Source organism: Winogradskyella sp. SM1960 (assembly GCF_020179375.1).
Lineage (GTDB): Bacteria > Bacteroidota > Bacteroidia > Flavobacteriales > Flavobacteriaceae > Winogradskyella > Winogradskyella marina.
In genome coordinates, this window is the sequence record NZ_JAICBG010000001.1 from 455,069 (window position 1) to 480,736 (window position 25,668).

A 25,668-nucleotide genomic window follows, 5' to 3' on the forward strand; every position below is an offset into this window, starting at 1 on the left:
ATAACATTTGTTAAATATTGGTCTTAATTTGCGCTAAGTTACTTTGAAAAAAATACCAGCAGGTGATTATTGCTTTGTAGCAGAAGTTATTAAAAATGGAAAACAATTTAAATAGAAGGGCATTTTATGCTTAGATGCTAAATTTCTCAACTCGAAGTTAGCTCGGTTTATTCATTTGTCATTCATCCAATTAAAAAGGTTACTTATCCTCTAAAAATCACGTAATTGATGTTTTTTTAGTATTTTTTTCTCTTAAAAATTTACCGTAAGCAAAAAAACTCTTGTTTCACCTATCCTTTTTTTAAACACTATTGTGAGATTATACTTAATATTTTTCTGGATTACCTCCTTCATTGGACTTAATTATAGTTACTCCCAACAAATAACAACTGATGACGCGTCATCTTTAGAACAACTCATTCAACAAAACCTCGGACAGAATTGTGTTGAAATTTCTAACATTTCTTCTAGTGTCAATGGTACTACAAATGGTATTAACAGTTACGGTTATTTTGATCGTGGAGATTCAAGTTTCCCGTTCGAAAATGGTATTTTACTCACTACTGGAAATGTCAACTCTGCCGGCAACATACTCAACAACAACCCACTAAATGAAGGTGATGACACTTGGGGAACAGATACAGATTTAGAAAATGCTTTAGGGATTACTAATACGCTAAATGCAACATCAATTCAGTTTAACTTCATATCAGTAGCAAACCAAATTCAGTTTAATTACCTTCTTGCCTCCGAAGAATACCAACAAGAATTTCCTTGCTTTTATTCCGATGGGTTTGCCTTTTTAATAAGAGAAGCTGGTTCTTCTGATGCCTATTCAAATATTGCGTTGATTCCTGGTTCTAATACACCAGTGAACACAAACACTATACACGACCAAATAGAAGGCTTTTGTGCGGCCGAAAACGACGCTTTTTTTGAAGGCTATAATATTGGCGATACTAATTATAATGGAAGAACCACTGTATTAACTGCAACAGCGGCAATTCAGCCAAATGTAGAATATCAAATTAAATTAATTATTGCTGACCAAACAGATCATAATTTTGATTCTGCAGTGTTTATAGAAGGAAACAGTTTTAATGCCAATGTAGATCTAGGGCCAGATATTACAACATGTGGAGATTCCGTGACTATTAATGGAGATATTCAAAACCCACAAGCCTCATATAATTGGTATAAAGATGATGTTCTAATCACAGGTGAAAACAATCCAATATTAAACGCTTTATCTTCTGGCACCTATAAAGTTGAAATCACCATACAACTCAATGCAACTTCTTGTGTTATTGAAGATACCGTAGAAATCACTCTCGATTCTGAACAATCTTCAAGTCAAATATCAGATATGATTTATTGTGATGATGCGTCTAATGATGGTGTAGAAGATTTTGATCTTTCAACTAAAGACAACGAAGTTTTAGCTTCTGTGCCTCCCTCTAATTATAATATTAGTTATCATTACTCAAATGACGATGCCGAAAACAATACCAATCCTATTCTAGGTAGTATTCAAAATACAAGTTCTCCACAACCCATTTTTGTTCGAATAGAAGATACATCAAATGGATGTTTAGCATATTCTACTTTCAATTTAATTGTAAATGAAAAACCAGATTATGAAGATCCAGATCCGATTATAGCCTGTGAAGATGCCGCTTTAGATGGTTATACTTATGTAGATTTAACTGTGGCTAACGACCAAATTACTAATGGCAATCCCAATTTGTATGTGTCCTATCATTTTTCTCAACCAGAAGCAGATATGGGTAGCAACCCTATTTTGTCACCCTACACCAATTTTAATACATCGCAAACACTGTATGTAAGAATTTACGATGCATTATCAGGCTGCTTTTCTACAACAACGCTATCTGTTGAGTTTCAAGATAGTCCTCCTATAAACACAGATGATCAATATATTAATGCCTGCGAACAAGATGAAGATGGTTTTGCGACTTTTGATTTAACAAGTATCACCGCTGACGTTTTACAAGGAAGCACAGGTTTAGATTTAAGTTTTCATGTCTCAGAATACGATGCTCTCAACAATTTAAATCCTATAGAAAATCCAGATAATTATCAAAACACGGTTCAAGATTTTCAACTGCTTTATATTCGCGTTCAAGATCCTACAACGGGTTGTTATTCCGTTGTTAAGTTAGGCTTATACGCCAACATTATAATAACAGAACTCTCTGGCCAAGTTATTATAGTTTGCGATGATATTTCTAATGATGGCATCGCTGATTTTGATTTAATTGAAGTGGAGAGAGACCTAATCAGTGACTTCGTTGAGTTTGAAGTCACCTTCTACCTTACAGAAGACGACAGAACAAATGAAACAAATGAAATAGACAAAAATAGCCCTTTTACAGTCTCAAATAATGGCACAACTATTTACGCTTCGGTTACCGATGGAGAGTGTTCTGGAAATATTGATGTGGTGTTAGAAATTTCGCCACCTGTAGTTTTAACTCCTCAAACAACAGACTATTGTGACGAAGATGATGATGGCTATACAACTTTAGAAATGGATATGCTTAATAGTGTAGCATTACAAGGAGTTCAAGCCGGAAACGTTAAATATTACCTCACAGAAGAGGACGCCATAAATAATGAAAACATTCTACCAGATTATCATTACAACACTTCTAATCCGCAATTATTCTATATAAGAGTTACCAATGCGCAGACCGAATGTTATGATATCTCTACACTCGAAGTCAATATTGTTAGCGCTCCGAGTATTTCGTATCCTCAGTCTATAATTATTTGCGATGATAATGATGATGGTATTTCTGTTGTAGATTTAGAATCAAAAATTCCTGAAATAGTGCCATCAACTACAGGTTTAGACATTAGCTTTTACAATAATTACAATGCTGCCATTGAAGGTGAAAATGAAATTACGGACCCAGAGAATTATTCTACTGCAACACAATATATCTATGCTCGTGTAGAAAATGAAACGACAGGCTGCTATAGTCTGTCTGGTTTTTATATTTATGTGAATACAGTACCTGAATTTATTCCAATTACTAATTTCGAAAACTGTGAAGCAGACATTACTGGTGTTGCCGATTTTTATTTCTATTTAAAAGATGAAGAGATACTCAATGGTCAGCCAGATAAACAAGTGCTATACTATGAAACTGAAGCAGATGCAATTGCTGGTATTAATCCAATTGATAAGTATTCAGTTTACAATAATACCTCGAGTCCTCAAACGATCTATGTTAGAGTAGAAAACATTACAGATACGGATTGTTATGGCACCTCATCGTTTGATATTGAAGTCGGTTCTATTCCTATTTTTAATGCAGCAGAAAGTATTTTTATCTGTGATGATATCAGCAATGACGGTTATATAACCATTGATTTGAATGATATAATTGCAGAAATGGTGGCTGGCAGCCCAGAAACTCTAGATATTACCTTTCATGAAACAGCTTTTGATGCCACTAACAATAGTAATCCTGTACCTTTAATTTATACCAACTCAACAAATCCACAAGAGCTTTATGCTCGAGTAGATAATGGAAATTACTGTAAAGGTATGTCTGCATTTGATATTAATGTTGTTTCTGCACCTGTGGTTAATTCTGCAACTCCAATTGCGCAATGCGATGATAATTACGATGGCATTTTAAACTGGGATTTAACCGTTTCAGAAATTGAAATACTCGGTGTACGACAAGATAATATTGAAGTCACATATTTTGAAAGCATCGATGACTTAGAAGCTAACACCAACCCAATTCTAGATCCTGAAAATTATAATAACATCAGTAATCCGCAAACGGCTTATGTGAAAATAAACAATACTCTAAGTAACTGCTATGTTAATGTGCCTTTAGAATTAATCGTTAACCTGCCACCTGCCTTTAACGATTTTGAAGTCTATGAGATTTGTGACAATCCAACAAATAGTTTTGATCTTTCAGAAATTGAACCTGTATTAATTAATCCAGAAACTGAAGCGGTCCTTTCCTATTACGACACCTTTAATAATGCTGCAAACAGTACCAATCCACTAGATTTAAACTATACGTACCAAAGTATAAACGACACGGTTTTTGTACGTATAGAACATCCCGAAACAGGATGCTATTTCGTGTATGACTTTATACTTCAAATTAACCCTGTACCTATAGCAAATACACCAAATGATATTGAAACTTGTGATGACGATTCTAATGATGGCATCGGATCATTTAATCTTGAATCTCAAACCAACACGGTTTTAGGCACACAAAATCCTGATGATTTTACAGTAACTTATCATATAAATCTCACAGATGCTGAATCTGGTGACAATCCTTTATCATCTCCTTATTTATCAGCACATCAACAACAGATTATAGTCCGAATTGAAAATAATGACACAGGATGCTACAGCTTAACCGATTTTAGTTTAGTTGTAAATCCTCATCCTAATATTCCCGAACCACTTTTAGAATGCGACACTAATTACGATGGAAGCACACGTTTCGATTTAACAGTGGCTGTAGGTGATTTGTTTACAACTCCTAATCCAGATAATACCATTAGCTATTTTACATCCATAGACGATTTACAAATAGACAATAACCCTATTTTAAATCCAGATAATTTTTACAATACCAGCAATCCTCAAACCGTATTTATAAAAGTATATAATTCGGTTGCTGATTGTTTTACCTTTGTGCCTTTAGAATTAGAAGTTAACCTTCCACCAGGAATAAATACATTCGATATATTTGATACTTGTGACAACGCAGCTAATAGTTTCGATTTAACTACGATAAATGATGTAATTGTAGACACCAATTACAATGTGCTTTTTAGTTACTTTTCAACAGAAGCAGATGCTATTGCTAACCAAAATGCATTAGATACAAATTACACCTATACCAGCACAAATGATACCATTTATGCACGTATAGAATTTAGCACTACACATTGTTATTTTATTTATCCTTTTGAACTTCGTGTCAACCCATTACCAATTGCAAATCAGCCACCAGATCTTATCACATGTGACGATGATTTTGATGGTTATTATGATTTCAACTTAAATCAACAAACAACCACTATTTTAGGTTTTCAAAACCCAAACCAATATAGTGTTTCGTATTTTAATTCTAATCTTGAAGCGGAAGAAGGCATAAACCCAATTACCGCAGCGTTGTACCATGGAAGTAATAACGAAATCATTACAGCACGCATAGAAAATAACACAACAGGGTGTTTCAGCCTTGTTGATTTTTCACTAATTGTACATCGAAAACCGAATGTAAGCATTCCAGATCAAGTAGTTTGTATCGATAATTTACCATTGGTGGTTTCTGCCAATACCTTCTATCCTACAGACACCTTTTTATGGTCAACAAACCAAACTGGTTCTGATATTGAAATTACAGACGTTGGCACCTATTCGGTTACGGTAACTTCAGAAAATGGATGTGTTACAACAAGCACATTTAACGTTACAGCGTCTGAATCTGCTACTATAGAATTAACCGAAACCGTTGATTTTTCGGACCCAAACAATATTACAATCACTATTAGCGGCATTGGTAATTATCTTTATATTCTAGACGATGGTGATCCTCAAGACTCTAATATTTTTGAAAATGTATCATTAGGTTATCATACAGTAACAATTATTGATTTAAATGGTTGTGCAGAAGTTACTAAAGAAGTTGTTGTGGTAGATGCGCCTCCTTTTTTCACACCTAATGGCGACACAAAAAATGACACTTGGCATATTATAGGAATAGAAACCTTACCTGGTAGTATTGTTTATATATTTAACCGTTACGGAAAACTCATAAAACAGTTAGGGTCTAACACACAAGGTTGGGACGGAACGTATAACGGTTACAATATGCCAGCCAGCGACTATTGGTTTTTAGCCGAAATAAAACAAGGGAATGTTGCTTTTGAAGTCAGAGGCCACTTTGCGCTTCGTCGTTAATAAGAACAGATTATCTTTTTTAACACCTTATTCCAATTCAAATAATAGTTATAAGTGTATCTTTGCTATCCCTTATAATGAAAATGAAGCAAACATTACTAGCTATTACCCTATTGTTTCCCCTATTGAATTATGCTCAAAATATTTCAGTAGACAGTCAAACTTATACACCACAACAACTCGTAGAAGATATTTTAATTGATAGTGAGTGTATAGACAATGTTACTGTAACCAATGTTGTTGGAGGTGATTTTAGTGGTTCAGACCAAAGTTACGGTTATTTTGAAGCCAACGGTTCTAATTTTCCTTTTGAAAGTGGCATCGTTTTAAGTACTGGAAGGTTAGTAAATGTTCCAGGACCAAATAACAATTTAAGTGATGATGATGCACCTGGTTGGTCAGGAGATATTGATTTAGAAAATGCATTAAGTGAATCGGGAACCATAAACGCAACTATTTTAGAATTCGAGTTTACGTCAGTCGCTTCGCAAGTAAGCTTTAGATATCTTTTTGCTTCAGAAGAATACCAAGAAAACGATTCTAATACATGCCAATACTCCGATTTATTTGGCTTCTTAATAAGACCAGCTGGTGGACAAGAGCAATATGAAAATATAGCATTAGTGCCAGATACAGATACACCTGTAAAAGTAACCACGGTTACACCTGGAGTTCCTGGTAGTTGTCCTCCCGAAAACGAAACCTATTTTGGTAGTTTTAATAACAACAATGCACCAATTAATTTTAATGGACAGACAGATATCCTAACAGCAACGGCAAATATTGTTCCCAATGTTACGTATCATGTAAAGCTAGTCATTGCTGATGAGAATAATTACAGATATGATTCAGCCGTATTTTTAGAAGCCGGAAGTTTTGAAATGTCTTCAGACCTAGGACCTAATTTACTGGTTGCAACAAATAATGCACTATGTGAAGGAGAAACCCTTGAGCTTAACGCCTACCAAGATGGTCAAAATACTTATGACTGGTACAGAGATGGTGTTTTAGTGCAAGGAGCACCTGGTTGTGGTACATGCGGATCATACACCGTTACGGAACCTGGCACTTATACTGTAGAAGTGACTTTAATAAATAACTGTGTTTCTTATGGAGAAGTTGTCATTGAATATGCTCCAGCACCTGTTGGTGTAGATTCTGTTCTAATAGAATGCGATAGCAATCAAGATGGTTTAACCAACTACAATTTATTTAATGCGTCTTTTGATTTAACCAATGGGAATCAAAATATATATGTAAGCGACTTTTTCTTATCGGAAACAGATGCTTTGGCTAATAGTAACCCGATTACAAATCCAGAAGCATTTCAAAACACCAATCCTTTTCAAATCGTTTATGCTCGTATTGCAAATCAAGCGAATTGCTTTGACATTGCAGAATTAGAATTACAAACGTCCAACAATTCGTTAATTATTCCTGATTTAGAAGCATGTGATGGAGACATTACAGATGGGTTTACCACTTTTGATTTATCAGAAATTGAAAATTCTATATTAAATCAAATTCCTGTAGGTGCGACTTTTCAGTACTACGAAACAGAAGCAGATGCGCTTAATGGAACAAATGCGCTTTCTAACACCTTCGAAAATACGATTCCATTTACCCAAACTATTTATATAAAAGTTAGTAATAACAATCAATGTTTTGGTATTTCTTCCGCAAACTTAAATGTGCTTTATACGCCATTATTAAAAGCAGACGAAACCCTTATATATTGTACAAATGAATCACAACCATTAACCATTTATGGAGGTGTTCTTAATGACTTACCTAACAATTATTACTACGAATGGCAATTTAATGGCACAACAACAGAAGTAAACACGTTGTTTTATGAGGTTACAGAACCTGGTTCTTACAATGTTATCGTTACAGATCCTAATGGATGTTCATCGAGTAGAACAATATCGGTTTTAGCTTCTGAAACAGCAATTTTAGAAAGTGTTAGCGTCAATGGTGTGGCACCAAATAATACGGTTACCATTGCTGTGTCTGGCAATGGCGATTATGAAATAGCTTTAAATGATGAAAACGGCATCTATCAAGATGACTTTGTATTTACAAACCTACCTCAAGGCTTTCATACTGTTTATATAAGAGATAAAAATGGCTGTGGTACAATTGAAGAAACTATTTCTGTTCTAGGCTTTCCTAAATTCTTTACACCAAATGGAGATGAAGACAATCCTACTTGGCAAGTTATTGGAACAAATGAGCAATATAACCAAATAGAATCCATTCAGGTGTTTAACCGTTATGGTAAATTGATGACAATATTAACAACGACAAATCGTAGTTGGGATGGAACACTAAAAGGAAAACCGCTTCCGAGTGATGATTATTGGTACATCGCTACATTTATTGAAGGTAAAACATATACTGGCCATTTTGCACTGAGACGATAATCCTTATTGTTCCCTATTCTAAATCCCTCTAATCAACTGTTTATTAAACAGATAAGTACAACTCTATTTTTCACACCTAGTTTTACGATATTAAGGACGTAAAGAAAAAGTAAGAAATTACTAAGCTACTGACTGATTAGACACTACAACAATTGGACGGCATGCTTTGTATTATCACTTAATATTCTATTTTTGTGCTAACTAACTCAAACTTTATTTTAGCAAAAATTAACGTAACTATTACTTAACAAATGAAAGTAATATATTACATATTTTTGCCCACTATTTTTATATAAGCTACATGAAAAATTACATCTTTTTACTGTTCTCCCTTCTTTCAATTTTAAAGGGTTATTCTTTACACAACAACATAAATCACACGACAAACAAATCAGATTATATTGCTTGTCCTGCTCCAATCATAAACACCTTTAGTCCTTCAACTGGACCTATAAACACAGAAATCATAGTAAACGGAAGTAATTTCGATTCGACAACAACAGTCGATTTTAACGGTATCGATGCTACCTTTAACATTATAAATAACAGCGAAATGGTTGTTTTTGTTCCTTCTGGTATTGATGAAACTTCCAATATAACATTTACAACTTCTGGCGGCTGCGACACCACAACCTCTACAAGTTTTTCTTTGTTAGATTCTGACTGTAATTCTGCCGATGAAATATATATTTCTGAAGTTTATGATTCTGATGGTGGAAGTTTTGGTGTTATAGAGCTCTATAACCCAACCAACGCAACTATAAACCTTGAGACTGTTTACGAGGTGCTAAGGTTTGGTGATATCGGTAATAGTACTCCTAGTGCAACAATTCCATTAGAAGGCTCTATTGCTCCACTTAGTACATATATCATTGAAATGGGTGGAACAGGTAATACGTGTAGCGGTTTAACTGCTGGCACAACGGTAGCTGCTGGTATTAATGAAGATGACGAAATTCAGTTAATAAAAAATGGTTCTATCATTGATGTCATCTATACAGATGATGAAATTGGCTATAGCTTTATTAGAAATGCAGATGCATCAGCACCAAGCTCGTCCTATAACCTTAACGAGTGGTTATTGCTAGAGGACGAAGATTGTTCAAATTTAGGGTCACATACATCAAATACAACGAGTTCTACACCAAACATTACACAACCTATTAACCAAGATATTTGCGAAAATAATACAGCAACCTTTTCAGTAGCTACAGATTCAGGCTCATACACGTACCAATGGCTTGTTCTAAATACATCAGGTAATTGGGTTAACGTAAATAATAACAGTAATTATTCTGGCGCAACATCTAACACTTTAACAATTACAAACACGCCTGTTAGTTTTTCTGGGTTACAATATTACTGCATCATGACATCGCCAGGTTGTACTCTTGTTTCCAATGCAGCACAACTTGAAGTCTTAAATCCTGAAGTCGATATTTTATCAAACCAAACCGTATGCTCAAGTTATACGCTTCCTGAACTCACTAACGGAACGTATTACACAGATACGAATGGTACAGGATCGCAACTTAATGCTGGAGATACCATAACAACGTCTCAAACTATCTACATTTTTAATACATCTGGCACACCACCTAACACCTGTCAAAACGAATCTAGCTTTACGGTTTCTATTAGTGGAGATCCAGTTGTAAGTCAATTAGATGACCAAACTATTTGTTCCGAGTTTACACTACCTGTCATAGATAATGGAGACTATTTTACAGCAGCCAATGGAAACGGAACACCTTTAAATGCCGGAGACATCATAACGACATCACAAACGATATATATTTACAATGAATCTGGAGTTGCGCCTAATACTTGTACTAGCGAAAGCAGCTTTGATATTACCATATATCCTGCTTCAGATTTCACATTAAACGCGGCAAATATCGAAATTAACGGAAATTCTATAGCCATCACAATGCCAGACACCACAATAGATTACGAATATGCTATTGATGAGTCTAATTTTCAGAGTGAAAATACATTTACAAACATCTTAGAAGGCACACACACTTTGTATGTTCAAGATTCTAATGGTTGTGTTACTAAATCTATATCTTTTGAAATACAAACTACTGAAGATGACTTATTTATTCCAAATGGATTTTCACCAAATAATGACAATAAGAATGACTGGTTTAACATCCAAGGTCTATATGATGTTTACACTAGCCATAAATTAGAAATCTATAACCGCTATGGAACTTTAATTTTTGAAGGAAGTAACACTAAAAAATGGTTCGGAATAGCTAATAAAGGGCTTATGCACACGGACAAAGTTTTACCAGTAGGTACCTATTTTTATGTATTATATTTAAATGAGTCAAACACAAACTCTAAACCTCATACAGGTTGGGTGTATCTTAACAAATAAAATTTTCAACGTTTAATTTGCAAGCATGAATCGCATTAGTTTATTAATACACTATACCTACGTCATAAGTTTAATTTTTATAACAAACACCTATGCCTCAGTAAGTGGTGCTATTAATGAAGGCTATAACTTTTGTCCTGCACCAATAATTAATACGTTTGCGCCTGCTACTGGACCAGAAAACACATTAATTACAATTAACGGTAGTAACTTTAATACTGCAGCAACAGTGTCTATTGATGGCATTGCTACCTCCTTTTCCATTATAGATGATACTCAAATCACAGCACTTATACCTGCTGGTGCAAATGATACTTCTGGCATTTCTATTATAAGTAATGGTGGCTGCACAGGAAGTTCGTCCACTGATTTTATGGTGTTAGAATCGTCATGTATTGTTAGTGACATTTATTTTTCTGAACTATATGATGCACAGAGTGATGCTTTTGGAATTATTGAACTTTACAACCCAACAAATACAACTGTAAACTTAGATGGAGTTTATGAAATTTTCAGATATGGAAATATTGGTGAACCTGACGCGGATGCTACCGTTATACCTTTAACGGGATCAATCCCTCCTCTAAGCACCTTTATAATTCAAAGTAATGGTTCAGATGCTTGTACTGGATTCTCTGTAGATTTTACTCTAGGAGCTGGATTTAATGATAATGATGAATTTAAACTTAAAAAAAACGGCATTGTAATAGACAATGTTCAAGCCATTGATGAAAGAGGTTATACTATAATCAGAAATTCTGATGCTATTGCACCTGCAAGTACTTTTGATTCCAACGATTGGTATCGTGATGGTAGTGAAGACTGTAGCGACATTGGGTCTCATACCGTAAATACAACAAGCACCTCACCAAACATTACCCATCCGCTGTCTCAAGACATATGTGAAAATGGAAATACTTCTTTTTCTGTTTCAGTAGATATTGGCTCATACACTTACCAATGGATGACCCTTAATAGTTATGGAAACTGGGTGAATGTCATTAACAACAGTAATTACGCTGGAGCATCATCTAACACTTTAACTATTTCTAATGCACCCTCTAGTTTTAATGGTTATCAATACCACTGTATTATGACCTCTACAGATTGTGATTTAGTATCTAATGCAGTACAACTTCAAGTTTCTAACCCAACTGTAGATGTTTTTTCAAATCAAAGTGTATGTTCAGACTACATTTTACCAACTTTAACTAACGGAGACTATTATACCGCAACCAATGGTGGTGGCACTCAACTCAATGCTGGTGATACTATTTCAACGACACAAACCATTTACGTCTATAACGAAATTGGAACAGCTCCAAATACCTGCTCTAATGAAAGTAGTTTTATCGTCACTGTAAGTGGCACACCAAATGTTGATACCCTTTCGGATCAAACAGTCTGTTCAGATTATACATTACCTGCCTTAACTGATGGTAATTATTTTACGGGCACCAATGGTTCAGGAACTCCACTCAATGCTGGTGATACTATTTCAACAACACAAACCATATATATTTATAATGAAATTGGTACAGCTCCTAATACGTGTTCAAACGAAAGTAGTTTTGAAGTGACTGTAAGCGGCACACCAACTGTAGATACACTTTCAGATCAAACGGTCTGTTCAGATTATACATTACCTGCGCTTACTGATGGTAATTATTTTACAGGCACTAATGGTACAGGAACACCACTTAATGCTGGTGATACTATTTCAACAACACAAACCATTTACATTTATAATGAAATTGGTACAGCTCCTAATACGTGTTCAAACGAAAGTAGCTTTGCTGTTACCGTAGGTGGAACACCAAATGTAGATACACTTTCAGATCAAACGGTCTGTTCAGATTACACATTACCTGGCCTAACTGATGGTAATTACTATACAGGCACTAATGGTACAGGAACACCACTTAATGCTGGTGATGTTATTTCAACAACACAAACCATTTATATTTATAATGAAATAGGTACAGCTCCTAATACGTGTTCAAACGAAAGTAGCTTTGAGGTTACCATTACAGGTGCGCCAAATGTAGATACAATTGCTGACGAAACAATTTGTGTAGAATACACACTGACTTCCCTAACCAATGGAAATTATTTCACAGGCACAAACGGTACAGGTACTCAGTTATTTGCAGGAGATATCATTACAAATTCACAAACCATATATATTTATAACGAAATAGGAACAGCACCAAATACCTGCTCTAATGAAAGTAGTTTTAATATTACGATAAATCCAACGATAGATTTCACACTAGATGAGTCTAATATTTCTATAAGCAACAGTATGCTTATAGTTTCTATGACTGATCAAACTCTAGACTATTTATACGCTGTAGATAATTCTAGCACGCAGACTTCTAATATTTTTAATAATCTTTCAGAAGGCATCCATACTTTACATGTCACTGATCTTAATGGCTGTATCATTAAATCTCTTTCTTTTGAAATTACAGTAGACCTTTTTATCCCTGTATTTTTCACTCCTAATAATGACACTTATAACGATTACTGGACGGTAATTGATAGAAATCAGATTGTAAAAGACATCCTTATTTTTAATAGATATGGTAAACTTATCAAACAATTAATTCCGTCAAATTATTCTTGGGATGGCTATTACAACGGAAAAATGCTAGAGTCGAATGACTTCTGGTATTTAATCACATTAAAAAATGGTGACGAACTGAGAGGCCATTTTGCTTTAAAACATTAAACTGGGTAAGGATTACATGACGTAGAAAAGCATTCCTGTCATATCATATATAAAAAGGACGTCAAGGTTTAAATCTCGAAGTCCTTTTCATTTTAACGCAATTGTAACGCACTACGCCATTTAATTATAATCCCTTTATCGTAACTTTGCAGTATGCGATTTAAAATCAAATCAGAATTCAAACCTACAGGTGATCAGCCACAAGCTATAAAAAAATTAGCTGCTGGTGTTGATGGAAAAGAAAAATATCAAACCCTTTTAGGTGTTACGGGTTCTGGTAAAACATTTACGGTTGCCAATGTGATTGAAGAAGTGCAACGACCAACCTTAGTTTTAGCACACAATAAAACTTTGGCTGCGCAATTGTATTCAGAGTTCAAACAATTCTTTCCAGATAATGCCGTAGAATATTTCGTCTCTTACTATGATTACTATCAACCCGAAGCTTACATTCCAGTGTCAGGCGTTTATATAGAAAAGGATTTATCTATTAATGAGGAAATTGAGAAGATGCGTTTAAGTACTACCTCTTCCCTACTTTCTGGTCGTCGTGATGTGATTGTAATTGCATCTGTATCATGTTTATATGGTATTGGGAATCCTGTGGAATTTCAAAAAAATGTGATATCCATTGAACGCGATCAAGTTATTTCGCGCACCAAATTATTACACCAACTCGTACAAAGTTTATATTCTAGAACGGAAGCCGACTTCAAAAATGGAAACTTCAGAATTAAAGGAGATACCGTTGATGTATTTCCTGGATATGCTGATCATGCCTTTAGAATTCACTTTTTTGGTGATGAAATTGAAGAAATTGAAGCGTTTGATGCTAGAACAAATGAAATTATAGAGCGTTACGACAGACTGAATATCTATCCAGCAAATATGTTTGTAACCTCTCCAGATGTATTGAATGGAGCGATTAAAGATATTCAAGACGATTTAGTAAAACAATATGATTATTTCAAAGACATAGGAAAACATCTTGAAGCCAAACGTCTAAAAGAACGTACCGAATTCGATTTAGAAATGATTCGTGAATTAGGCTATTGTTCAGGTATTGAAAATTATTCTAGATATTTAGACGGGCGACTACCTGGCACAAGACCGTTCTGTTTGTTAGATTATTTTCCAGATGATTTTTTAATGGTGGTTGATGAAAGTCACGTGACCATTTCTCAAGTCCATGCCATGTATGGAGGGGATAGAAGCCGAAAAGTAAATTTGGTGGATTATGGATTTCGTTTACCTGCGGCCATGGATAACAGACCTTTAAAGTTTGAAGAATTTGAAGCCCTTCAAAATCAAGTGATTTATGTATCTGCAACTCCTGCTGATTACGAAATGCAGAAAACTGATGGTGTTTATGTAGAGCAAGTCATTCGCCCAACAGGTTTATTAGATCCTATTATTGAAGTCAGACCAAGTTTAAATCAGATTGATGATTTAATCGAAGAAATTCAAAATAGAGTTGAAAAAGACGAACGTACTTTGGTAACGACGTTAACGAAACGAATGGCTGAAGAATTGACTAAATATCTAACGCGAATTTCAGTGCGAACACGATATATTCACAGTGATGTAGATACTTTAGAACGTGTTGAAATCATGCAAGATTTAAGAAAAGGCGTTTTTGATGTTTTGGTTGGGGTTAACTTACTTCGTGAAGGGTTAGATTTACCTGAAGTATCTCTTGTTGCTATTTTAGATGCAGACAAAGAAGGTTTTTTACGTTCGGCAAGATCATTAACACAAACCGTTGGAAGAGCAGCAAGACACCTCAACGGAAAAGCAATTATGTATGCTGATAAAGTGACCAAAAGCATGCAAAAAACTATCGATGAAACGAATTACCGTCGTGAAAAACAAATTGCGTACAATACGAAACATAATTTGGTACCAAAAGCACTTAACAAGAGTTTAGATAGTGCCTTAACTAAAAATTCCGTGAGTACATATCGTACAGAACTCGATGCACAAATAGCAGCAGAACCAGAAAGCGACTATTTAACCAAAGGCGAACTCGAAAAGAAAATTAGAGAGCAACGCAAACTCATGGAACAGGCAGCTAAAGCTTTAGACTTTTTAGAAGCAGCGCGTTTTAGGGATGAGATTACGGCTTATCAGAGTAAGTTAGAGAAGTTGAAGGTTTAAATGTTTGAGTGGTGTCCTCTTGAGGTGTAAAATTAGCTTATCTAAAAAACTAATTTTAATAAGATACCGCTTTTCAGCGGCATAAGTTCAACTAACTAAATTGAATGCGCTAAATAGCTTTTCAATTTAGAGTTTCGCTTAATTATATTGCACCTTAAAAATATCAATCAAGAAATCTGGTGGTACAACCTTATTAGGAAAGCTATCCATTAAGTCTAAAACTCTATTTATTGACTCATGACTTAATCCCATTCGCAATCCGAAGTTATGGATTTTCACCAATTGTTTAGGAGACACTTTGTGATCTAAATTCATTAGAAGTACTAATCTATGAAATTGTACTATACGCTCGCTATGCGATTTTAAATGCACATATGTTACAGGGTGTTCAAAGAGATATTCAAAATCTTCTTTAGATATATCTAATTGTTTAGCAATACTGAATAAAAAATTATACTCAATAGTTCTTATATTTTCATCTGATTGAGCAAAGGCAATCATCTCGGAAAGTAAGCTCAATTTTTCAGCTCTATTTATCATAATTCACTGGCAATTATTTATAATGTAAAGTTACAGAGGTAGTTTATTTTATTGTCGTTGATATAATGTATCTTGTCGAAAAATTAGACGTATTTAGTCGATTTAATTAAACGTTTATCAACTCAAAGGACAAGGAACAGCATGAAATTGAAGTATTTAATCTTACTAATTTCAGCATTTGTTTTAAACACAACAAACGCACAAAGCACTGCTTCTAAGCAAGTTTCAGTATTTTTGATTGCAGCACCTCAATTAGATACAATAAAAACTATTTGGGTGTATTTACCTACAAATTATAAAAAAACTAAAAAATCGTATCCTGTGATTTACATGCACGATGCACAAAATTTATTCGATACAGAAACATCCTATGTTGGCGAATGGGAAGTTGATGAATATATGGATACGCTTACAGATAATCAAAGCATAATTATTGGAATTGAACACGGCAATGTAAAACGTATAGATGAACTCACACCATATAAACATGAAAAACATGGTGGCGGAAAAGGTGATGCCTATTTAACATTTATAAAAAACACATTAAAACCACACATAGATGTAACGTACAGAACAAAACCAGAAGCAGAAGACACCACAATCTTTGGATCGTCTTTAGGTGGTTTGCTATCATTTTATGCTGTGATAAAATATCCTGAAACATTTGGCAAAGCTGGAGTATTCTCGCCTGCATTTTGGATTAATCCTGAAATATTTGATTTTGTAGAATCTACTGACATTCCAGAAACTTCAAAATTCTACTTTTTAGCAGGCACTGATGAAGGGGAAACCATGATTCCTAAATTAGATGAGATGCTAAAGTTATTAAAAACCAAAGGAGTTAAGGACACACAATTTAAAAGCCTTAAGATTAAAGGCGGACAACATAACGAAAAACTATGGGCTGACCATTTTGGTACGGCTTATGAATGGTTAATCATTGACTAAAACGTTTTGTCACTTCGAGCGCAGACGAGAAGTCTCAACTAATATTAATAAACGATTCCTATTTTTACAGGAACAGAAATACATTTTTTATGACAAATAACGACATATTCAAAAAACTAAGAGTAGCACATAAACTAAGAGACGATGATATCGTAAAAATCTTAGAATTAGTAGATTTCAGAATTTCTAAAAGTGAGCTTAATGCTATGTTTAGAAATGAAGACCATCCAAAATATATGGAATGTGGAGATCAGATTCTTCGTAATTTCTTGAATGGATTAATTATTCATTTGCGTGGACCTTTGCCTAAAAAGGGAGAGAAGAAGAACGTGGACAAGAAGAAAAATTAAATTATAACCTTCTTTTACCATTTTACGGCATGAGGAAGATATTGAACAAAAAAAGAGCAACAAATTAATGTTGCTCTTTTATATTTTATATAATCCCAATCTAGTTAGATACTGAAACAAGTTCAGCATGTCACAATTGAATTATGACAATACTTCTTGTACTTTATCAGCTGCTTCTTGGAATTCTGTTGCACTCATAACATCTAAACCAGAATTGTCAATTAATTCTTTAGCGATGTCAGCGTTTGTTCCTTGTAAACGCACAATAATTGGTACGTTAATGTTACCCATATTTTTATAAGCGTCAATAACACCTTGAGCAACACGGTCACATCTTACAATTCCACCGAAAATGTTGATTAAGATGGCTTTCACAGCAGGATCTTTTAATATTATTTTAAAAGCCGCTTCTACTCTAGCTGCATCTGCAGTTCCACCAACATCTAAAAAGTTAGCTGGCTCACCACCTGCTTGCTTAATTAAATCCATAGTAGCCATTGCTAAACCAGCACCATTTACCATACAACCAACGTTTCCGTCTAAGTCTACATAGTTTAAACCTAAAGCACCTGCTTCAACTTCAATCTGGTTTTCTTCACGTAAGTCACGTAATTCAGCTAAATCTCTGTGTCTGTATAAAGCGTTAGCATCTAAAGTTACCTTAGCATCAACAGCCATTATTTTACTATCACTAGTTTTTAATACAGGGTTGATTTCAAATAAAGACGCATCCGATTTATCATAAGCAGTATATAAAGCGGTAACAAACTTTGTCATCTCTTTAAAAGCTGTTCCAGATAAGCCTAAGTTAAACGCGATACGACGCGCTTGAAAAGGTAAGATCCCTGTAGCAGGATCAATCTCTTCATTATGTATTAAATGTGGTGTTTCTTCTGCAACAGTTTCAATGTCCATACCGCCTTCTGTAGAATATACAATCATGTTTCTACCGTTTGCACGATTTAATAATACAGACATGTAATATTCGTTTGGCTCTTCATCACCTGGATAGTAAACATCTTCTGCTACTAAAACTTGGTGTACACGTTTCCCTTCCGCAGAAGTTTGTGGTGTTACCAAATCCATTCCTATGATTTGTCCTGCGATATCTTCAACTTCCTGAAGGTTTTTGGCCAACTTAACGCCTCCACCTTTACCACGTCCACCTGCATGAACTTGCGCTTTAATAACATGCCAACCTGTATCAGTTTCAGCTGTTAATTGCTTTGCTGCATCAACAGCATCTTTTGCACTTTGAGCTACAATACCACGTTGGATACGTACACCAAAACTGCTTAATAATTCTTTTCCTTGATATTCGTGTAAATTCATTTTTAATCAGAAATTTATTGGTCTGACAAAAGTAAGCATACTAATAGTTTTTACCAATAGTTTTTAAAATTGATTTATCCCATTTCAGTGCACACTCTAAAAGTTTAATCAATTAGGCGTTTTATAGCCGAAAATGCTTTGTCTACCAAATAATCTTCAACAACAATTGTAAACTCATTAGTCGTAGAAACCACCTCATACAAGGTAATGTTTTCCCAAGCTAAGCGTTTAAATATCTGATAATACAAGCCAACGATTTTAGAATTCCCTTTGGGCAAATAAATACTAATAGCAGATAATTTTTCTTGTAATCCTATCTGTGTTTCATGTTTAAAAGCTTTGAGAACACTATCCTTTTCAGCAGTCGAAATAATAATATTACTCTCAAACATACCACGTGTAAAGGCATAAAATGTTTGTTGATTCTCACTGATTTTTTCTAAAATTTGCGAATGACTATGGATTAAAGTCTTTGAATTTTGAAAAGTAAAATCACTCAAGTTAGATCGCACTGTAATATCACCAATTTGATTAAAAGCTTTCTTTAAACTATTGGAGTTTTCTAGATTCAATGGTTGTTGATAGCGACGTAATGCCATCATAATGGCACCATCTTTTACAGGTTTCCGCAACATTCTAGAAATCGGTGCATTTAACTCTTTTGCTAAGGCCGAAAAATTAATAATCTCTTTAGATAAGCCTTCTTCTAAAAAAGGACTAGCCACAATAATATCTTGAACACAGGACGCTATGGTTTTCACACGTTTAAATTTTGATAATTTTAAAAAAAATAATTCTAAAATTGAGAACGCGTGGAACCACTTCGTTCTCGTATTAAAAAGCTTCAATATTAATTAAAATTATAATTTAACTTTTTAATACTCGTTTCATTTTGTTAACTATTTAACATTATGTGTAAAAATAGCAATATTTTATCATTTTTATGTTTTTTATATCGATTACATTTACTTTCGCCAACTAACTTTTAAGAATTAAGAAGAATGAAGGATAATACCTTATTACAGATTGCAAAGGATTTTGGAAGTCCTGTTTATGTTTATGATGCTGAAAAAATAGAAACGCAGTACAAACGTTTAACAAAAGCATTTAATAAGGTTAAACATCTGAAACTTAATTATGCTGTTAAGGCCTTATCTAACATTTCAGTATTAAAATTATTTAACAAATTAGGTTCTGGAATTGATACCGTTTCTATTCAAGAATTGCGATTAGGCTTAAAAGCCGGATTTAAACCTGAAAACATCATTTTTACACCAAATGGCGTCTCACTTGAAGAGATTGAAGAAGCCGCTAAATTAGGTGTTCAGATTAATATTGATAACCTATCCATATTAGAACAATTTGGAACTAAACATCCTAAAACTCCGGTTTGTATTCGTATAAATCCACATGTAATGGCTGGCGGAAATACTAATATTTCTGTTGGACATATTGATAGTAAGTTCGGCATTTCGATTCATCAGATTCCGCTTTTACTTCGTATCGTTGAGAACACTAAAATGAATATCAACGGTATTCACATGCACACAGGAAGTGATATTTTAGATATTGATGTCTTTTTATATGCCAGTGAAATTCTATTTGAAACAGCTAAAAACTTCAAAACACTTGAATTCATAGATTTTGGTTCAGGATTTAAAGTCCCATACAAAAAAGGTGATATTGAAACCAATATTGATGAGTTAGGTGAAAAATTATCACAACGTTTTAATGAATTCTGTAAGGAATACGGCAAAGATTTAACTTTAGCGTTTGAACCAGGAAAATTTTTAGTGAGTGAAGCTGGTGTCTTTTTAGCTAAGGTAAATGTGGTAAAACAAACAACTTCAACGGTTTTTGCTCAGGTAGATTCTGGCTTTAATCACTTAATACGACCAATGCTTTATGGTTCACAGCACGATATTTTAAATATCTCGAATCCAAAAGGCCGCGAACGTTTTTATTCTGTTGTAGGTTATATCTGTGAAACAGACACATTTGCAAATAACAGACGAATTTCAGAAATAAACGAAGGCGACATTCTATGTTTTAAAAATGCAGGAGCCTATTGCTACTCTATGGCGAGCAACTACAACTCGCGTTACAGACCTGCTGAAGTGTTACTATATAAAGGAAAAGCGCAACTCATTAGAAAGCGTGAGGTTTTTGAAGATATCTTACATAACCAAGTTGAAATTACCATATAACAAAGCTATCTGAGTTAATATTTTGTGGGATTAAAGTAACGCTCTACACGGTTTGCGATTATCTTTGAGAAAACCAATCAACGTCCTATGAGTCAAATTGCTCCTAAAATAATCCGTCAAATTTTTATTTTACTATTAATCATAGTTTTTGGAATTATGATTTTTACTGAAATGTTACCTTATTTAACTGGTGTTCTGGGCGCAATTACGTTTTACATTTTACTAAGAAAGCTAATGACGCGCTTGGTTAATCAGCATAACTGGAACGCTACTTTAGCTGCTTTAACTTTAATGCTAGGCTCTTTTATTTTAATTATGATTCCACTTACGGGTTTCGGAATTATGTTAGGCAATAAAATTTCTGAAGTTGCTGGTAATAGTGAAAAGGTGATTGATGCTTTTAAAGATCAGGTTGGAAGATTACAATTTAAAACAGGTTTTGATATTAATTCTCAAATTGATACAAAATCGATTACAACTTGGCTATCTGAAAGTTTACAAAGTATGGCTGGCAGTAGTTTCAATTTGCTTATTGCCATAGGTCTTATGTATTTTATGCTCTATTTTATGTTGACCAATCGTAAAGCATTAAGACAATCGCTACGGGATTATATTCCCATGAGTAATAAAAACATTTCCGATATTGGTAAGGAAGTTCAAGCCATGGTAAAATCTAATGCCGTTGGAATTCCGTTGGTGGCTATTGCTCAAGGTATTATTGCACTGATTGGGTTTCTAATTTTTGGAATTCAAGATTCGTTGTTTTGGTTTGTCATTGTCACTATAGGTTCTATGATACCTTTCATTGGCACCTTCGTTGGTATTCTTCCTGTTTTTATTCTAACTTTATCTTCAGGAAACTCATTTCAAGCATGGGGAATTTTAATTTACGGTATTGTCGTTGTCGGTTCCACAGATAATATTATTAGGCTATACGTATTGCAAAAACTAGACGATGTTCATCCTTTAGTCACGCTTTTTGGTGTTATTGTTGGTGTTCCTTTATTTGGATTTATTGGTTTAATTTTTGGACCATTGCTCATTAGTATTTTTATGGCTTTAGTTAAAATCTATACAAAAGAATATGGTAAATCAGTAGAAAGCTAATCAGAAGATTGTGTTTCAAAAGAATATTATTAGATTTTAAATATGACAATTAAGTTATTTGTAACTTTATAACATTATTTAATTTAATCTACCTTCTCTAATGAATTCACAATCAAAATCACATCATCAATTCTATTATGTATCCTTATTTCTTTTATTAACTAGTTTTTTATCTTTTGCACAAGGCACCAGATTACTGCGTCAACCAGACATCAGTGCTACACATATCACCTACACTTATGGTAGCGATATTTGGGTTTCTGCATTAAACTCTAATGAAGCCAAACGCATTACTTCTACTGCTGCAATCGAATCTAACCCTTACTTTTCACCAGATGGAAATTGGATTGCTTTCAGTTCTAACAGAGCTGGCACCAACAATGTCTATGTAGTTTCAAAACATGGTGGTGAACCGAAGCGATTAACATGGCATCCAAGCGGTTCTACCGTAAGAGGATGGACTAATGATGGAAAGCATATCTTATTTGCCAGTAATAGAGAAACAGCACCACGACCTTATAACAGACTTTACACTATTTCTGTTGAAGGAGGAGCGCCAAAACTACTTACTAAACAGTGGAGTAATAACGGATCTTATTCGCCTGATGGCACTCAAATGATTATTGATAAAATGGACCGTTGGGATGAAGAATGGCGCGCTTATAGAGGCGGACAAAACACACCACTTATTGTGTTGGATTTAGAAACACAAAACGAAGTTTTATTGCCTAATGAACACACAACTGACATTCAACCGCTATGGTTAGATGATACCATTTATTTTTTATCAGATCGGGATTTAGTGTCTAATATTTGGGCTTTCAATCCTGAAACAAAATCACTTACTCAAATCACAAAATTTAAAGGTGCTGACATTAAATGGTTAAGTGGTAATAATGACACTTTAGTTTATGAACGCGATGGTTATTTACATACTTTATCGATTTTAACAGGAAAATCAACCCAGTTAGCAATTGATGTAGTGGGGGATTTTCCATGGTCTGAAACCAAATGGGAAGACGTATCAAATTCTACACGTTCCGCATCCTTGTCACCAAATGGAAAACGTGCCATAATGCAGTCGCGTGGAGATATTTTTACAATTCCTGTAGAGTTTGGAGATGCGCGTAACATCACTGAAAGTTCTGGTACAGCAGACCGCAGACCTATTTGGTCACCAAAAGGGGATAAAATCGCTTGGTTTTCTGATGCTGATAGAAAAAATTATGCTTTAATGATATCAGATCAAGATGGTTTATCTCAACCTGAAGCAATTTCCATTGGTGAATCTAAACTCGCTTGGAATCCTACGTGGTCTCCAGATGGAAAGCATATCGCCTTTGTAGATGATGATGTACGCTTAAGGTTCATCAACTTAGAAACTAAAAAAATTAAAACCATTGCTATTGGTGGAACAAATTTAGAACGTAATAGACTAGAATTAAAATGGTCACCAGACAGTAATTATTTGGCGTATGAAAAAGCAGCTTCTAATAATTTTAGACAAATCTATATCTACGCATTAGAGACAGATAAGTCAACACCAATTACAGACACTTTTGCAGATTCCTTTTCACCAGCTTGGGATTTAAATCAAAAACAATTGTACTTTTTAGCCAGTACAGATGTGGCTCTTGCCTCAGGTTGGGCGAATACAAGTTCTATGACAGCAGATCCGGCTTATGCGGCTTATGTCATTAATTTAGATGCTAACGATGATTCTCCTTTTAAACCAAAAAGTGACGAAGAAAACACCCAAAAAGAGGACGACGACAAAAACGATGACAAAAAAGAAAAGGACGATTCTAACGATAAGAAAGACGACGACTCAAAACCTATGCGTATAGATTTTGAAAATATTGGTCGCCGTACACTGGCATTGCCAATTCCTTCTAGAAACTATGGTTTTATTAGTTCTGGTCCTAAAGGTTCGATGTTTATTTCAGAATATGTTCCAAACTCAAGAGCAGCTATACTTCATAAATTCGATCTTAAAAAACAAGAGCACAAAGAGTTTGCATCTGGTGTACGCTCAGTTTCTATAACTACAAATGGTGAACATATGCTCGCTCAAATTAAAGGAAACTGGCAAGTAATTAGTACAAAAGGCAGCAATGCTAAAGGAGGTAAGCGACTTAAAGTAAACCTACAAATGAAATTAGATCGTTCTGCTGAATGGGAACAAATGTTTGAAGAAGCATGGCGTTACGAACGCGATTATTTTTACGATCCAAATATGCATGGTCGCGATTGGGATGTGGTTTACAAACGTTACGCTCCGTTAGTACCCTTTATAAAACATCGTGCGGATTTATATTACATTCTAGATCAAATGAATGGTGAATTATCCGTTGGTCATAGTTTTGTTCGTGGTGGAGATTATCCAGATATTGAAAGATCAACAACAGGACTATTAGGAGCTGACCTCGTTACAGTAAAAAGCCATTGGAAAATTGATCGCATTTACACAACAGAACGCTGGAATCCTGGTTTAACAGGACCTTTGGACGCACCAGGATTAAACATAAAAGAAGGGCATTACATTGTTGGTATAAACGGAAACGAAATTAAAGCAGATGATAATTTTTATGAATATTTAGATGGCACTTCAGGAAAACAAACCATACTTCACATTAATGATAAACCAGATTTTAAAGGTAATTGGCAAGAAATTGTAGAACCTATTCGTAGTGAAAATTCATTAAGACAACGCACTTGGGTTGAAGATAACCGTAGGTTAGTTGACAAACTCTCTAACGGACGATTAGGCTATATTTGGGTGCCCAATACAGGAGGCCCTGGTTTTGTATCCTTCAACAGGTACTATTTTGCTCAACAGGATAAAGAAGGTGCTGTAATAGATGAACGTTTTAATGGAGGTGGTTTGCTAGATGATTATATGGTAGATTTAATGACGCGTAGCCTTAGAGCAGGATTAACAAATGAGGTACCAAACGGAAACCCCCTAACATTACCTGCTGGTATTTTAGGTCCAAAGGTATTATTGATTAATGAACTTGCTGGATCCGGTGGAGACTTTTTTCCATGGGTATTTAGACAGCAAAACGTTGGACAATTAATTGGCATGACCACTTGGGGAGGCTTAGTAAAATCATCAACACATTATGCATTGATTGATGGAGGCTCATTAACCGCTCCAGACAATGCTGTATTTGATCCTATAAATAATACATGGATTGCCGAGAATAAAGGTGTAGCACCAGATATTGAAGTGCGACAAGATGCAAAAGCACTATCAAACGGAAAAGATCCTCAACTTGAAAGAGCCGTTGAAGAATTAATGAAACAATTGGGTATAAAAAAGGCTGTCAAAGCGCCTCCGTTTCCACAACCTGCCAAAGGAAATTAATCAAATCTAATGTCAGAATTTGATATTGTAATGGTATTTGCCGCAAACCTTTTTGCAAGATTAGGAGTGCGGCTTGTATTTAACTATTAAAATGAAACCAGAAGATAGAAGTAGTGAAGTGTTTTCCGAAT

General features: G+C 34.6%; 13 protein-coding genes. 10 read left to right on the forward strand and 3 right to left on the reverse strand.

The window, feature by feature from the left end:
* The first annotated feature begins 313 nt into the window (after positions 1–313).
* The 5 genes from K1X16_RS18040 to uvrB all read left to right on the forward strand — a co-directional run bounded on the left by K1X16_RS18040 (position 314) and on the right by uvrB (position 15,683).
* Positions 314–5,980 carry a T9SS type B sorting domain-containing protein gene (locus K1X16_RS18040; RefSeq protein WP_225034869.1) on the forward strand — a complete coding sequence of 1,889 codons (5,667 nt, stop codon included), beginning with the start codon at positions 314–316 and terminating at the stop codon, positions 5,978–5,980.
* An 83-nt stretch (positions 5,981–6,063) separates the two neighbouring features.
* Complete coding sequence (locus K1X16_RS02110; RefSeq protein ID WP_225034870.1) at positions 6,064–8,406, forward strand: choice-of-anchor L domain-containing protein; 2,343 nt, start codon at positions 6,064–6,066, stop codon at positions 8,404–8,406.
* Positions 8,407–8,707: 301 nt separating this feature from the next.
* Positions 8,708–10,792 carry a gliding motility-associated C-terminal domain-containing protein gene (locus K1X16_RS02115; RefSeq protein ID WP_225034871.1) on the forward strand — a complete coding sequence of 695 codons (2,085 nt, stop codon included), beginning with the start codon at positions 8,708–8,710 and terminating at the stop codon, positions 10,790–10,792.
* Positions 10,793–10,817: 25 nt separating this feature from the next.
* Positions 10,818–13,526 (forward strand): T9SS type B sorting domain-containing protein, encoded by a 2,709-nt coding sequence (locus K1X16_RS02120; RefSeq protein WP_225034872.1) that lies wholly within the window; start codon positions 10,818–10,820, stop codon positions 13,524–13,526.
* Positions 13,527–13,679: 153 nt separating this feature from the next.
* The gene (uvrB, locus tag K1X16_RS02125) at positions 13,680–15,683 is read left to right on the forward strand and encodes an excinuclease ABC subunit UvrB (RefSeq protein WP_225034873.1); all 2,004 of its coding nucleotides are present in this window, start codon (positions 13,680–13,682) and stop codon (positions 15,681–15,683) included.
* A 138-nt stretch (positions 15,684–15,821) separates the two neighbouring features.
* Here the strand turns inward: uvrB and K1X16_RS02130 are convergent, their stop codons facing one another.
* Positions 15,822–16,223 carry a TerB family tellurite resistance protein gene (locus K1X16_RS02130; protein ID WP_195872759.1) on the reverse strand — a complete coding sequence of 134 codons (402 nt, stop codon included), beginning with the start codon at positions 16,221–16,223 and terminating at the stop codon, positions 15,822–15,824.
* A gap of 141 nt (positions 16,224–16,364) precedes the next feature.
* On the opposite strand from K1X16_RS02130, the gene K1X16_RS02135 reads away from it, so the two are divergent.
* Positions 16,365–17,171, forward strand: coding sequence for an alpha/beta hydrolase (locus tag K1X16_RS02135; RefSeq protein WP_225034874.1), 807 nt, complete (start codon positions 16,365–16,367; stop codon positions 17,169–17,171).
* An 89-nt stretch (positions 17,172–17,260) separates the two neighbouring features.
* Positions 17,261–17,521: a DUF1456 family protein gene (locus K1X16_RS02140; RefSeq protein WP_225034875.1), complete on the forward strand. Its 261-nt coding sequence runs from the start codon at positions 17,261–17,263 to the stop codon at positions 17,519–17,521.
* 141 nt (positions 17,522–17,662) lie between these two features.
* Here K1X16_RS02140 and sucC read toward each other — a convergent pair whose 3' ends face one another.
* Positions 17,663–18,853 (reverse strand): ADP-forming succinate--CoA ligase subunit beta, encoded by a 1,191-nt coding sequence (gene sucC / locus K1X16_RS02145; protein WP_225034876.1) that lies wholly within the window; start codon positions 18,851–18,853, stop codon positions 17,663–17,665.
* Positions 18,854–18,957: 104 nt separating this feature from the next.
* A complete protein-coding gene (locus K1X16_RS02150) occupies positions 18,958–19,614 on the reverse strand; it encodes a hypothetical protein (RefSeq protein WP_225034877.1) in 657 nt (218 codons plus the stop codon).
* Positions 19,615–19,854: 240 nt separating this feature from the next.
* Here K1X16_RS02150 and lysA point away from each other — a divergent pair, with 240 nt between their 5' ends.
* The 3 genes from lysA to K1X16_RS02165 all read left to right on the forward strand — a co-directional run bounded on the left by lysA (position 19,855) and on the right by K1X16_RS02165 (position 25,537).
* Entirely contained in the window at positions 19,855–21,060 is a 1,206-nt protein-coding gene (lysA, locus tag K1X16_RS02155; protein WP_195872754.1) for a diaminopimelate decarboxylase, read from the forward strand.
* Between the two features lie 87 nt (positions 21,061–21,147).
* Complete coding sequence (locus K1X16_RS02160) at positions 21,148–22,167, forward strand: AI-2E family transporter (protein WP_225034878.1); 1,020 nt, start codon at positions 21,148–21,150, stop codon at positions 22,165–22,167.
* Positions 22,168–22,267: 100 nt separating this feature from the next.
* On the forward strand, positions 22,268–25,537 hold the full coding sequence (locus tag K1X16_RS02165; RefSeq protein ID WP_225034879.1) for a S41 family peptidase: 3,270 nt from the start codon (positions 22,268–22,270) through the stop codon (positions 25,535–25,537).
* Positions 25,538–25,668: the final 131 nt, after the last annotated feature.

Coding starts and splice junctions, on each gene's coding strand:
- K1X16_RS02110 (WP_225034870.1), top strand. CDS start 6,064: ATGAAGCAAACATTACTAGCTATTACCCTATTGTTTCCCCTATTGAAT.
- K1X16_RS02115 (WP_225034871.1), top strand. CDS start 8,708: ATGAAAAATTACATCTTTTTACTGTTCTCCCTTCTTTCAATTTTAAAG.
- K1X16_RS02120 (WP_225034872.1), top strand. CDS start 10,818: ATGAATCGCATTAGTTTATTAATACACTATACCTACGTCATAAGTTTA.
- uvrB (WP_225034873.1), top strand. CDS start 13,680: ATGCGATTTAAAATCAAATCAGAATTCAAACCTACAGGTGATCAGCCA.
- K1X16_RS02130 (WP_195872759.1), bottom strand. CDS start 16,223: ATGATAAATAGAGCTGAAAAATTGAGCTTACTTTCCGAGATGATTGCC.
- K1X16_RS02135 (WP_225034874.1), top strand. CDS start 16,365: ATGAAATTGAAGTATTTAATCTTACTAATTTCAGCATTTGTTTTAAAC.
- K1X16_RS02140 (WP_225034875.1), top strand. CDS start 17,261: ATGACAAATAACGACATATTCAAAAAACTAAGAGTAGCACATAAACTA.
- sucC (WP_225034876.1), bottom strand. CDS start 18,853: ATGAATTTACACGAATATCAAGGAAAAGAATTATTAAGCAGTTTTGGT.
- lysA (WP_195872754.1), top strand. CDS start 19,855: ATGAAGGATAATACCTTATTACAGATTGCAAAGGATTTTGGAAGTCCT.
- K1X16_RS02160 (WP_225034878.1), top strand. CDS start 21,148: ATGAGTCAAATTGCTCCTAAAATAATCCGTCAAATTTTTATTTTACTA.
- K1X16_RS02165 (WP_225034879.1), top strand. CDS start 22,268: ATGAATTCACAATCAAAATCACATCATCAATTCTATTATGTATCCTTA.